This is a genomic window from Lysinibacillus sp. FSL L8-0312, assembly GCF_038003285.1.
GTDB classification, from domain to species: Bacteria; Bacillota; Bacilli; order Bacillales_A; family Planococcaceae; genus Lysinibacillus; species Lysinibacillus fusiformis_D.
The window spans coordinates 4136205-4149461 of the sequence record NZ_JBBOOV010000001.1; the positions used below are offsets into that span (position 1 = coordinate 4136205).

Below are 13257 nucleotides of genomic sequence, written 5' to 3' on the forward strand. Positions count from 1 at the left end.
AACAACAGTAACTAGAAAGGATGGGTACACATGGCATTTGAATTCAGATTACCGGATATTGGCGAGGGAATTCACGAAGGCGAAATCGTGAAATGGTTCGTTAAAGCTGGAGATACAGTAAAAGAAGACGATATTCTTTGTGAAGTCCAAAATGATAAAGCGGTAGTAGAAATTCCTTCACCAGTTGAAGGAACAGTTGAGGAAGTTTTAGTAGGAGAAGGAACAGTTGCTGTAGTTGGCGATGTCCTAATCCGTTTGGATGCACCTGGCTATGAGGACTTAAAGCTAAAAGGTGATCATCATGCTGAAGAAAAAACAGAAGCACAAGTTCAGGCAACTGCAGAGTCTGGTCAGGACGTAGAGAAAGCTCCTGCTAAAGAGGAAAAGGCACCAGAAAAAGCTCCTGAAAAAGCGGAGACAGTGATTGATGAAACAAAACGTGTGATTGCAATGCCTTCTGTACGTAAATTTGCACGTGATAAAGATGTTAACATCCGTGAAGTGAAGGGTACAGGTAAAAATGGTCGAATCTTAAAAGAAGATATTGAAAACTTCTTAAAAGGTGGTGGCTCTGTAGAGGCTGATACGGCAACTGTTGAATCAGTTGATGCAACAGTTCAGCAAGAGGCAGCAGCTCCAGCAGCACCTGTAGTTCTTGAAGGGGAATTCCCAGAGACTCGTGAGAAAATGTCTGGTATTCGAAAAGCGATTGCAAAAGCAATGGTACACTCGAAACAAACAGCTCCGCATGTTACACTTATGGATGAAGTCGATGTAACAGCTCTTGTAGCACATCGTAAAAAATTCAAAGATATCGCTGCTGAAAAAGGTGTCAAATTAACATATTTACCATATGTAGTAAAAGCACTTATTTCAACTTTACGCGAGTTCCCTGAATTTAACCGCTCATTAGATGATGCAACGCAAGAAATTATTCAAAAGCATTACTATAATATTGGTATTGCTGCTGATACTGAAAGAGGCCTATTAGTACCCGTTATTAAGCATGCAGATCGCAAATCTGTATTTGCAGTGTCTAATGAAATCAATGAGTTAGCGACGAAAGCCCGTGAAGGCAAGCTTGCGCCACATGAAATGAAAGGTGCTTCTATGTCCATTACGAATATTGGCTCTGCGGGAGGACAATGGTTCACGCCAGTAATTAATCATCCTGAAGTAGCTATACTAGGTATTGGTCGAATTTCAGAAAAACCTGTAATAAAAAATGGTGAAATTGTAGCCGCACCTGTGTTAGCATTATCATTGAGCTTTGATCATCGTATGATCGATGGAGCCACTGCACAAAATGCTTTAAATCACTTAAAGCGTTTGTTAAGTGAGCCAGAATTATTATTAATGGAGGCGTAACAAAATGGTAGTAGGAGATTTCCCAATCGAAACAGATACTCTTGTCATTGGTTCAGGTCCTGGAGGATATGTAGCAGCAATTCGTGCAGCTCAAACTGGCCAAAAAGTAACAATCGTTGAAAAAAATGTACTTGGTGGTGTGTGCTTAAACGTAGGTTGTATCCCATCAAAGGCATTAATTTCAGTAGGTCACCGTTTTGAGCAAGCTAAACATTCAGATGACATGGGAATCATCGCTTCTGATGTGAAATTAGACTTCTCAAAAGCACAAGCATTTAAAGACAGCGTTGTTAAAAAATTAACAGGCGGTGTTGAAGGCTTACTTAAAGGTAACAAAGTTGAAATTGTACAAGGTGAAGCTTATTTCGTTGACGCTAACTCAGTGCGTATCATCAATGGTGAATCTGCTCAAACTTACACATTTAACAATGTCATTATTGCAACAGGTTCTCGTCCAGTTGAAATTCCAACATTCAAATTCTCTGATCGCGTACTAAACTCTACTGGAGCACTTTCTTTACAAGAAGTTCCTGGTAAATTAGTTGTTATCGGTGGCGGATATATTGGTACAGAGCTAGGTTCAGCATACGCAAACCTAGGTTCACAAGTTACAATTATTGAAGGCGGAAAAGATATTTTAGCTGGCTTCGAAAAACAAATGACGCAAATCGTGAAAAAAGGCCTTAAAAAGAAAGGCGTTGAAATGGAAGTTAACGCATCTGCAAAAGGCGTTGAAGAAACTGAAAACGGCGTAGTAGTAACTTATGAAGTTGGTGGAGAAGAGAAGAAAGTTGAAGCTGACTATGTATTAGTAACTGTGGGGCGTCGTCCAAATACAGATGAAATGGGCCTTGCTGAAATCGGTGTTGAATTCGGTGAACGCGGTCTAATCAATGTTGACAAACAATGTCGTACAAATATTTCAAACATCTATGCAATTGGTGATATCGTTGCAGGTCCTCAGCTTGCACATAAAGCTTCTTACGAAGGTAAAGTTGCTGCTGAAGCGATTGCTGGTGAAAAATCAGTTGTTGATTATCTTGCTGTACCGGCTGTATGTTTCACAGATCCAGAAATGGCGACAGTTGGTTACAACGAAGAACAAGCGAAAGCAGAAGGCATTGAATACACTGCAGCGAAGTTCCCATTCGCAGCAAACGGCCGTGCGCTTGCATTAAACCAATCAGAAGGTTTCGTGAAGCTTGTTGCTCGTAAAGAAGATGGCTTATTAATCGGTGCTCAAATCGTAGGTGCTGGTGCATCTGATATGATCGCTGAGATGGGCTTAGCGATTGAAGGCGGCATGACTGCTGAAGATATCGCTTTAACAATTCATGCTCACCCAACATTAGGTGAAATTACAATGGAAACTGCTGAAGTATTACTTGGCAACCCAATCCACATTGTAGCGAAAAAATAATTTGAATAAAGGAGTGTAGAAAAAGCGGATGTTCATTCGCTTATCTACACTCCTTTTTTATTTACAATTGTTTTCTTAAATGCAGCTTGTCGTTGAATAAAATAAATAAAAGGTAATAACTTGAAGATGTGGCCCTATGGATATTAAATTTTACTTTATGCATAAAAAATAGTATTATAATTGATAATAATTATCAATTAAAAATGAAGGAATGGGTTACGATGAATGAGCGCTACCGAACATTTATTTTATTAGCACAATACAAATCATTTACTGAAACAGCGAAGCAGATGTTTTGTTCCCAACCAACAGTTTCTCAGCATATTCAGCAATTGGAAAGTGAATTAGGCTGCCAGCTGATCTCACGGAAAAAACGACAAATCGAGTTAACTACACAAGGCGAAATGGTGTTGGCTTATGCGCAGAAGATGCAGGAAATGGACCAACAATTGCGAATAGCAGTAAAGCAGACACAACAGGAAAATATCAAATTATATATAAGTCACTATATTGCAGATAGCTTTTTTGACGAGCTATTTGATAAAAATAATAGCACATATAAACAATATCCATATGAAATTAATAGCTATTGCTATGAAGATTTAAAAAGTAGTTTAGTAGAAAACCATGCCAAATTTGCTGTGATGCCGATTTATGATGCTGATAAGATTGTTCACGAGTCATTTGATATCGATATTTTATTTGAGGAAGAATTAGTATTAGTGATGACAAATGATCATCCTTTAGCAAGTCGTCAAATCATTTATACAAGAGATTTGAAAAACTTATCGATGCTATTGTCCCAAAGTTCTTATTTGAATCAGCATATTAAACAAGCTTTACATCAGAAGGCAGTACCTGTTTATTATATACAGATGACTAATTTTGAAATTATTAAGAAGGCTGTGCAGCAGGGTATGGGCGTATCCTTTTTACCTTATAAATCAATAGAGGATAGTCTAGATAAATTAACGTTTAAATATGTGAAAGGTCTATCTATTAAACGAAAAAATGGTATTGTATTTAACCGTAACCAGATTTTAAATGAGCAAGAACAAGCATTTTGTGAACGTATAAAGAAGAAATTGAAGATAGAGTCTATCAGGTAAGTTAAACTTATAAAGGTAAATAAATCCTTTCTAGTGTTTCTTCTATTATATTTATTTTTACCATTATATTCATTAAAATAAAATATTTTCTAAATTAATCCAAGCAATATACGAAGCTCTTATTTACTGTTTCGTAATTGTTTGGGTTTTTTTATCTTAATTTAGCATCTATGCCAGCAGTATGGTAGCACTTCGAGGAATTTATATAGCTTTTCTGCGATGACTTCCAAGAATCATTTTTGATAGAATATCATCCTTCATTTGTAGGTTTATAGCATTCTATAAGAAAATGTAATAGTACAATAGGAGATTTTTATAATTCGAGAAAAACGGATAAGTGGACAGCGAAAATTAAAATCTTACACCTTACATGATATTGATAATCGTTATCAATGGTGATATAGTTCGAAATGCAAGGAGGTATGAAGATGTCAAAAGACTATATTGTTGTTCATCCATGTAATATTTTTTCTCAAGGCAAAGCAGATGAAAATTTTGAAATTGTAGATATGTATGATTTACCGAATATTGAGCTGTCTTCTTATAAATGTATGATAATTTTAGGGTTTGTCGATCAAGAATTTTTGCAAGAAAAGAAGCAAATTATCGCAGATTTTTTGGCAAGTAAAAAGATTGTATGCTTCTTCGGTAACTTAGTCACAAATTGGTTGCCAGGACAGCAGGCATTTATTGCAAAGGAAATTCGAAATCATTGGGATTATGACATCTCAATTGCGAAACAACACAGAATTTTTGCAGGTGTAAAGGAAGAAGATATGACAATAAATAAAGGTGTGAAAGGATTTTTTGCTCGTGGACATCATCCAGCACCTACAGATGCGGAAATTTTATTAACCTTGCCAGACGGTGAGCCTGTGACATTTATTGACCGAAGCTCAACAAATGGGACTATTTTTATGCATGCAGGTAATAATCTTTTAACTATTGGAGGCATGACACCGTCATCATCAAAAACAACCAGTCGTATTCCTACACAGCTAATGCAATGGGTACAAGAAGAATACATGTATTTAGCGGAAAGGAGTGTCAAGTAGTGCGTAAAATAGCTGTTATGTATAGTGGTAGTTCACAACATTGGCGTACATATAAGACATCTGAATTCGCTCAGTATATTGATCAATTGATTCCAGTGCGTCAGTTAGAGGAAGAAAATTTAGATGCCTTTGATGTATTAATCATCCCTTCTCAATCTCATACAGGGTTATTAGATAAAAATATTCAAAAGATCTATGATTTTGCGAATACAGGTAAAGTAGTGGTCACATTTGGCCCTCAGCACAGAGATTGGTTGCCAATGCATAATTGGGAATCTAGGCCAACTAATTTTTGGTGGTGGCTAGAGCCTAATGCTGATAGTGGCTTGCGTTTAATAGAGGCAACGCATGATTTATTTAAGAATTACCTTACATTGGAGGATGCAACTTGGCATCAACATGGTGTGTACTGGCCAAGTGAGGGCTGTGAAGTTTTAGTATCGACAGATGATGGTGGGGCCGTCTTATATATTGATCGAGTGAACACAAATGGGATTTGGGTCAATACAACATTGGATCCAGATTATCATTTTGGATCTTATTTTATGCCGGCAACAGAACGCTTCTTACGAGGATTTTTACCTTGGCTAAAGAAAGGGCAAATATAAGGAATGCTAAGTGCGCAAAATGATTACTAATAGCTCTATTTGAGACGCAAGTGTTAGTAGTATGTTGGTTCAAGGTTTTGACAGGAAAGCTTGCCGTACATAGTGTAGAAAAATAAGCTTGTGGTATTAAATTAATTATTTTGGAATTTGCTCGTCATTGGTACGGAAATTTTTTGATAAAAGAAAGTAGGAGAACTAGTGGAACCTATTGCTTATGTTGGCATTGATATTCAGTTTACTCGATTAACGGCTGAGGATCGTGAACGTGGCTTAGTATTTTTATATTTATATGATTTACCCTATGTTGATTTAACTGCCTATGCAGGAATAATTATCACAAATCATGTAGAAGAGCAATTTCTACTAGAACATAAAATGATTTTAGATGAATATTTGCTACAGGGTGGTGTTATCTTTTCACTGACAGAAATATCATTGCCATGGTTAGCAAATGTAGCTAATTGGAAACGCTCTCCTATTCCATTGAAAGATCGCGAAATCATGATTGAACAAGCTAATTGTTCTTTATTTAAAGGGATAGAGCCTTATGATATTAATTATCGAAAAGGTGTACGGGGCTTCTTTTCTCGTGGCTATTTTGAAGAATTACCAGCACATGCGGAAGTGTTAATTACAGATCAAAGTGGTGTACCGATACTTTATGTTGATCGACACTCAACAAATGGCACCATTTTTGCAGGGGCAGGTACCGATATTTACAAGGTATTTATGCATGAAGAAAATACATCGAAAAAGCTTAGTATGCAAATGCTAGATTGTATTCGTGAGGAAGCTAACCGCAATTATGCAAGTGGAGGTATGGGCAAATGATAGGGATTGTGACGAATGGCTTACCATTTCAAAATCGCTTTTTTGCAGAGCAAGAATTTCATTATTTATATGATGAAGTGCTACATATTCGCCACTTTCATCAATATGATTTAACAAAGTATGACACACTTATTTTATCTTGTCGCTTAGATATCCGTTCTTTAAAGCGGTATCAGTCACAATTACTGAAATTTGTTAATGCTGGCAAAAGACTGATTATTTTTGGTGAAATATTGGATTGCTGGTTTCCGACAATTGATTGGGAAGATTCTGAGGTCAATTTTAGTTGGTGGGTGAGAGATGGCGGTGATTTACCGATGAAAATGCAAAATAATGTGCATCCACTTTTTAAATACGTGACATTGCATGATATGAAATGGCATTATCACGGTTCTTTTTTACCACCACAAGGAGCGCAATCGTTACTAGATATTCCAAATGGACGATCGTTATTTTATGTAGATAATGTGAGTTTTAATGGAGAACTAGTTGTCACTACACTTGATCCGATGTTTCATATTGGACTAGGTTTTATTGATCAATCAAAGCCGTTTTTACATGGGATGGCAAAATGGTTAAGAGAGGAAGAAAAACATTGAAGAAGTATGGACTTGTCGCTGCTGTAGCACTAACAATGTTGCTGGCAGCTTGTAATAATAACAACGAAGAGACGCAAAATAATACTAAGCCTCAGGTGGAGCAACAATCATCAGAGTTACAAACGACAAAGGAAGAGAAGCTTGTAGTTGACCAATTAGGACGTGAAGTAACAGTACCAAATTCGATTGAGCGTGTTGTAATGGGAGGCATTCTTCCATACTTCTCTACTTGGTATGTAGCAACAAATTCTACAAAAGAAATTGCTGGTATGCATCCAAATTCGTATAATGCAGCAAAACATTCGATGCTAGCAAAAATGTCTCCAGATGTTTTAAAGGCTGATACTTCGTTTATTCAGAATGGCGAAGTCAATGTGGAAGAATTAATGAAAGTAAATCCACAATTATATATAGAGATTGCAACAGATGAGAAATCAATCCATAAAGTATCAGAGGCAGGTATTCCTGTGGTTGCGCTCAAGGCAATTGACGCAGCTGCGGCAGAGCCATTAGCTACCTTTAATAGCTGGTTAGAAATAACAAGCCAAATAACAGGCACAACAGAACGTGCTAATCGCTTCCTAGAGGAAGGCAAAAAAGTACAAGCTCAATTAGATGAAAAGTTAAAAACGATTGAAGAAAAAGATAAGCCTCGCGCGATGATGTTGTTTAGACATAATGAAAAGTCGATTACAATTGGAGGGAAAAACTTCTTTGGTAATCAATGGCTCAATGCGACGGGAGCAATTGATGTAGCTGAAAATGATATCCAAGGACAAAAAGAAGTCAATATGGAACAGGTATATACTTGGAATCCAGATATTATTTTTATTACCAATTTTACAGAGACACAGCCAGCTGATTTACTTGAAAATAAGATAGCTGGGCAGGATTGGAGTCAGGTGAAGGCAGTTCAGGAGGGTAAAGTGTATAAGATTCCATTAGGCATTTATCGTTGGTTCCCACCTAGTGGAGACGCACCTTTAATGTTAAAGTGGCTTGCACAAAAAAATCACCCAGCGCTATTTGATTATAAAATAGAGGATGAGATTAAAGCATATTATAAAGATTTTTATGAATACGATGTGACAGATGAAGATATTCAAGCTATTTTAAATCCGTCTTCAGAAGCAGCTAAATATTAAGGGATGATTGGTAAATGCAAAACTGGAAAAAGATTATTTTATGGCTCCTCCCCTTGGTGATTGCCGTTATTTCTCTTGGTGTAGGACGCTTTGAGGTTGGTATCGAGCAGCTATTAAAGATTCTTGCTTCACAGATTTTCCCTATAGAGCCGACATGGACAGAGATGGAAGAAACGGTTATTATCAATATTCGCTTGCCACGTATTCTTCTCGCATTGTTAATTGGTGGAGGTTTAGCAATTGCAGGTGCTAGCTTCCAAGGGATGTTTGGTAATCCGCTAGTATCACCAGATATTTTAGGTGTTTCGGCGGGAGCTGGCTTTGGTGCTTCTCTTGGGATATTATTGTTTGGGCAAAATTTTGCCACACAGATAATGGCATTGCTTTTTGGATTAGGTGCTATCGGCTTTACGTTTTTAATTGCTGGCGCACGCAAAAATGCCCCTATTTTTATGTTTGTCTTAGCAGGTGTTATTACATCGGCACTGTTTAATGCGCTTATTTCGTTAACTAAATTTGTAGCTGACCCAGAGGAAAAGCTACCTGCGATTACCTATTGGTTGATGGGTAGCTTAGGAACGGTTACTTATAAAGATTTATATATAGGTGGACCACTGATTATTATCGGTATGTTAATACTTTATTTCCTAAGATGGCGATTAAATATTTTAACCCTCCCAGAGGATGAGGCAAAATCAATGGGAATTTCTGTAGTGCCTTTGAAATGGATGATTATATTTGGTGCGACTTTGATTACTGCGGTATCTGTTGCGGTTGCAGGAATTGTTGGCTGGGTGGGTTTGATTATTCCACATGTTGCTCGTATGCTTGTTGGAAACAATAATCAGCATGTATTACCAATGTCGATTGCTATTGGAAGCGTCTATTTGTTAGTAATTGATAATTTAGCACGTTCTATAACAGCAACAGAAATACCTTTATCGATTTTAACAGCGATTATTGGTGCACCATTCTTTGCTTATTTACTGCGTAAATCTGGAGGTGGATGGGCGTGATAATTGAAGTGAAAAATGGCAATTTTTATTATGAAAAGCATCGTAAGAAATCCCAAAATCTTTATGTAAACAATATTAATTTTACACTGGAACCAGGACAAATTATGGCCATCCTTGGTCCTAATGGAGCTGGAAAGACAACGATGCTCAAATGTATTACAGGGTTACTAGAGTGGAAGCAGGGAGAAACCTATATAGATGACAAGCCATTGTCTACTGTCAAGCGTAAGGAGCTTTGGCAACGTATTGGCTATGTACCGCAAGCTCATAAAATGGTATTTGGTTTTACAATAGAAGAGCTTGTTGTGATGGGAAGAGCCCCTTTTATTAGTACATTGGCCCAACCATCAAAAAAAGATTTAGAAGCGGCGCATTTGGCATTAGATACAATTGGTATCGTCCATTTAGCAAAAAAATCATGCAATGAGGTAAGTGGCGGCGAGCTACAGCTGGCTTTAATAGCTCGCACACTGGTTGCCGATCCAGAAATACTTATTTTAGATGAACCAGAGTCACATTTGGATATTCAAAAACAAATTACTATTTTACAAACAATCAAGCAATTAGCGAGAGAACGTGGCATTTCTTGTATTATTAACACGCATTATCCTAATCATGCCTTTTATTTAGCTGATCGGGTCCTGATGACGGCAAAGGATAAGGGTGTTGTATATGGCGCTGTACGTGAAATAATGACGGAGGAAAGAATGCAGTCGTTTTTTGGTATCGAGCTAAAAAAAATACTGTATGAAGAAGAGAATTATGTGGTAGAAACAATGGTTCCACGTGCATTAGGTGCAGAAAAATAAGGAGTGCCGCTGGCTTGACTCCAATCAACCATTCTGCAAAAGTGTCTTTTCCTCTTTCATACTAGCCGTTGGGGACTAAATAACCCTTTATTTGTCTTATTAGAGAGAGGATAGACCCTTATTTTCAAGATGGAGAAGTGATGAGTGACAACACCCCTCCATAAAATGGGTAGTGGAAATCTTTGCTAAAAAGATAACCTTTTTATGGATTGGAAGGCTACTTGACTCCGATGGGATAGCGAGACAGGCGAGCCCACAGGAAAGCAAGTAGCCGGAAATCCATTTTCACCTTTCACAAACATTCTATGGATAGTTTTGTTTTTCCACACTATGTAGCATGTAGTTGTTTTCCCAACTACATGCTTTTTAGCTATTTTACTGTATTAGCTTGGTGCGTGAGTCGGCTACATTGATAATCAGGTAGTGGTATTGCCTTCAAATATTATTTGCAAGCTCCTTTAATTATTCTGAATAATCGATAAATGCTATAATGATAGCATTGTAGAAAGTAAGGGAGGATTTCATAGTGGAGCTTAATTTAACTGGGAAAGTAGCAATTATTACAGGATCGAGTAAAGGAATTGGTTATTATACGGCCATGCAACTTGTCAAAGAGGGGGCTCATGTTGTACTTTGCGCACGTGGAGAAAAACAGCTACAGGTGGCGGCTGGATGTATTAAAAACGAAACGGATGTGGATGTTTTAATTGTTCCAGCTGATGTTACAAAGGAAAAGGATTGTAAGTATTTAATTGAGCGTACAGTAGAACATTTTGGACGCATTGATATTCTCATTAATAATGCAGGTACGGCTTCAGCGAATCCCTTTGAGTCAGTGAGTAGTGAGCTGTGGCAAGCAGATTTAGATTTAAAAGTATTTGGGGCTATACATTGCTCCAAATATGCTGCACCATATATGCGTAAGGCTGGTGCAGGTGCAATCGTTAATGTGACAGCGGTGATGGCTAAGACACCTCCAGCAAGCTCGCTTCCTACTACAGTTAGCCGCGCTGCGGGACTTGCTTTGACAAAAGCGATGAGCAAGGATTTAGGGAAGGATAATATTCGCGTAAATTCTGTATGTATTGGGCTTATTCGCAGTGATCAGATCGAAAAGAATTGGAAAAAGGAAGAACCTAATTTATCGTGGGAAGAATATTCTCGTATGGTAGGGAAAACTATTCCACTTGGACGTGTAGGTGATACGCAAGAAGCCGCTAACGTCATCACATTTTTAGTTTCTGATGCAGCAAGTTATGTTACAGGGACTTCAGTGAATATTGATGGTGGCTCTGGTCACGCATTATAAATAGGATAATCTTTTTTAGGAAAATAATTTTAATGATGTCTCATTAAATTATGATGAGACAACCCCTATATTTCTCTTAATTAAAAGAAGAAAGCCATCCGCTTTCTTTTTTTATATTATTTTCCTAAAATTATAATAGACAGAAAATTCTTGCAGATGTAGAATGAACGATATAGGGGGTGAAAAGTGGCGAAATGTTGAACGAAAATTTTGCTGCGCTATTGTTGCGAGTTATTCGTATCATTGCTCAAATTGGCATACTGACGATTTTTTATTACATGGGGGTGGGAATAGTAACATATTTACACATACCTCTTCCAGGAAGTGTTATTGGATTACTATTATTAGCACTTTCACTCATGTTTAAAATCATTAAGGTGGAATATATTCAAGACGGTGCCAGTTTTTTAATTGGTATGTTAACATTGTTTTTCATACCAGCAACGGTAGGTGTTATTGATTATCCAGAACTCATGTCAGTCACTGGCCTGTTGATTATTTTAGCCGTTATTGCTAGTACATTAATCTCTATTTATGTCACGGGTTTACTGACACAAATCATTGAGAAAAAAGAATTGGCGAAAAAAGAAGGTACGGAAACCACTGTTGATGAAGGGAAGGGAGAGTTAACGGTTGATTGAAGCAATTGTTGTCCTAAGTACCGTCATTATGTTTGTATTGTTCACAAAGCTTTATCAGCGATTTCCACATCCCATCATGATCCCCTTGGTCACTACTACAGTGGTCAGTGTGATGATTTTACTTATATTCGATATTCCATATGCAACATATATGAGAGGTGGAGAATGGCTTCAGAAAATGCTTGGACCAGCAGTTGTCGCACTTGCCTATCCTCTCTATAATCAACGAGCTATTATTCTAAAATATAAGTATTCTATTTTATCAGGACTTTTCATCGGTATGATTACAGGCTTAATGACAATTTTTGTATTACTAAAATGGATTGGTGTAAAGTCTAGCTGGATGCTGACGGCCTTACCTAAATCATTAACCACGCCTGTTGGGATGCAGGTAAGCGAAACGATAGGGGGTATCCCGCCTCTAACTGCTGTTTTTGTGATGATTGCAGGATTTGTAGGGGCTATTATTGGACCATTCGTTATTAAATATGGCAAAATCAACTCGGCCGTTAGTAGAGGTGTGGCTGTAGGCAGTGCCTCACATGGTGTAGGTCTTGTAAAATTAAGAGAATATGGGGAACAGGAATTATCAGTTGGTTCATTATCGATGGGCTTAACCGCTGTTATTGGGGCATTTTTCTGTCCTTTATTTGTTTATTTATTTTTATAATCCAATTGTCGCTTTGTGCAAAAAAAGAGTTGTCTCAAAAACTATTTGAGACAACCTCTTTAGCTTTTTTCAATAATCAATTGAATCGTATGGGCTAGCCCAGTGTGTAGCATTCCTTCATGTCGAATTTGCTCACCTGTAAAAAAGTGGATAATTTTATATGCTTGACACCATTGAAGGACATCTAAAGGGTTATATAAAAAATCGAGTTGCTGTGGACCACCTGAAGCATAAGGGAGCTGATAAATGGAATATAACTCCATCATAATTCGCCCTCCTGGTTTGACTGAATCGATAATCTTTTGTATGACCGTTTGTTGTTGCTTTGCTGGAAAATGTCCAAATACCATAATGGCCGCATCATATTTATTAACGGGAAGCTCATCCAGCAGTAAATCGGCTAGCTTAGTTTGAACTGTCACTTGATGCTTCAGTGCTAATTGTTCAGTTTTTTGAAGGCCACTCTGTGCATAATCATAGGCAGTAACCGTATGTCCAGCTGTGGCTAAAAAAACAGCATTACGTCCTTCACCCTCTGCATAGGCGGCGATATTAGGGGAATCTTTCAAATAATATACATAATCTTTAATAAAGGCATTAGGTTGTTCGCCATAAACGTATTCTGCTCCTTGAAAACGTTGATCCCAAGTATTCATTTAGTTCACTCCCTTTTTTAT

At 37.5% G+C, this 13257-nt stretch carries 14 protein-coding genes; 13 read left to right on the top strand and 1 reads right to left on the bottom strand.

What is annotated here, in order from left to right:
- The first annotated feature begins 30 nt into the window (after window positions 1–30).
- The 13 genes from MHI22_RS20620 (at window position 31) to MHI22_RS20680 (ending at window position 12580) form a co-directional block, all read left to right on the top strand.
- The gene (locus MHI22_RS20620; protein ID WP_089931913.1) at window positions 31–1368 is read left to right on the top strand and encodes a dihydrolipoamide acetyltransferase family protein; all 1338 of its coding nucleotides are present in this window, start codon (window positions 31–33) and stop codon (window positions 1366–1368) included.
- Between the two features lie 4 nt (window positions 1369–1372).
- Window positions 1373–2788, top strand: coding sequence for a dihydrolipoyl dehydrogenase (gene lpdA, locus MHI22_RS20625; RefSeq protein WP_036125472.1), 1416 nt, complete (start codon window positions 1373–1375; stop codon window positions 2786–2788).
- A gap of 203 nt (window positions 2789–2991) precedes the next feature.
- Window positions 2992–3897, top strand: a complete 906-nt coding sequence (locus tag MHI22_RS20630) for a LysR family transcriptional regulator (RefSeq protein ID WP_036125556.1) — start codon at window positions 2992–2994, stop codon at window positions 3895–3897.
- A 428-nt stretch (window positions 3898–4325) separates the two neighbouring features.
- The gene (locus MHI22_RS20635) at window positions 4326–4952 is read left to right on the top strand and encodes a hypothetical protein (RefSeq protein WP_089931916.1); all 627 of its coding nucleotides are present in this window, start codon (window positions 4326–4328) and stop codon (window positions 4950–4952) included.
- On the top strand, window positions 4952–5560 hold the full coding sequence (locus MHI22_RS20640; RefSeq protein WP_058843442.1) for a hypothetical protein: 609 nt from the start codon (window positions 4952–4954) through the stop codon (window positions 5558–5560). The genes MHI22_RS20635 and MHI22_RS20640 overlap by 1 nt, the downstream gene beginning before the upstream one ends.
- Window positions 5561–5758: 198 nt before the next feature.
- Complete coding sequence (locus MHI22_RS20645) at window positions 5759–6391, top strand: hypothetical protein (protein WP_036125465.1); 633 nt, start codon at window positions 5759–5761, stop codon at window positions 6389–6391.
- Window positions 6388–6990: a hypothetical protein gene (locus MHI22_RS20650; protein WP_036125464.1), complete on the top strand. Its 603-nt coding sequence runs from the start codon at window positions 6388–6390 to the stop codon at window positions 6988–6990. The genes MHI22_RS20645 and MHI22_RS20650 overlap by 4 nt, the downstream gene beginning before the upstream one ends.
- Complete coding sequence (locus MHI22_RS20655) at window positions 6987–8135, top strand: ABC transporter substrate-binding protein (RefSeq protein ID WP_058843443.1); 1149 nt, start codon at window positions 6987–6989, stop codon at window positions 8133–8135. The genes MHI22_RS20650 and MHI22_RS20655 overlap by 4 nt, the downstream gene beginning before the upstream one ends.
- Window positions 8136–8149: 14 nt before the next feature.
- Window positions 8150–9151: a FecCD family ABC transporter permease gene (locus tag MHI22_RS20660; protein ID WP_036125460.1), complete on the top strand. Its 1002-nt coding sequence runs from the start codon at window positions 8150–8152 to the stop codon at window positions 9149–9151.
- Window positions 9148–9960, top strand: a complete 813-nt coding sequence (locus tag MHI22_RS20665; protein WP_330493438.1) for an ABC transporter ATP-binding protein — start codon at window positions 9148–9150, stop codon at window positions 9958–9960. Before MHI22_RS20660 ends, MHI22_RS20665 begins: the two co-directional genes overlap by 4 nt.
- Window positions 9961–10486: 526 nt before the next feature.
- Window positions 10487–11269 (top strand): SDR family NAD(P)-dependent oxidoreductase, encoded by a 783-nt coding sequence (locus MHI22_RS20670; RefSeq protein WP_058843445.1) that lies wholly within the window; start codon window positions 10487–10489, stop codon window positions 11267–11269.
- A 194-nt stretch (window positions 11270–11463) separates the two neighbouring features.
- Complete coding sequence (locus tag MHI22_RS20675) at window positions 11464–11910, top strand: CidA/LrgA family protein (protein ID WP_058843446.1); 447 nt, start codon at window positions 11464–11466, stop codon at window positions 11908–11910.
- Window positions 11903–12580 (top strand): LrgB family protein, encoded by a 678-nt coding sequence (locus MHI22_RS20680; protein ID WP_058843447.1) that lies wholly within the window; start codon window positions 11903–11905, stop codon window positions 12578–12580. The genes MHI22_RS20675 and MHI22_RS20680 overlap by 8 nt, the downstream gene beginning before the upstream one ends.
- Window positions 12581–12639: 59 nt before the next feature.
- Here MHI22_RS20680 and MHI22_RS20685 read toward each other — a convergent pair whose 3' ends face one another.
- Window positions 12640–13236: a class I SAM-dependent methyltransferase gene (locus MHI22_RS20685; protein WP_058843448.1), complete on the bottom strand. Its 597-nt coding sequence runs from the start codon at window positions 13234–13236 to the stop codon at window positions 12640–12642.
- Window positions 13237–13257: the final 21 nt, after the last annotated feature.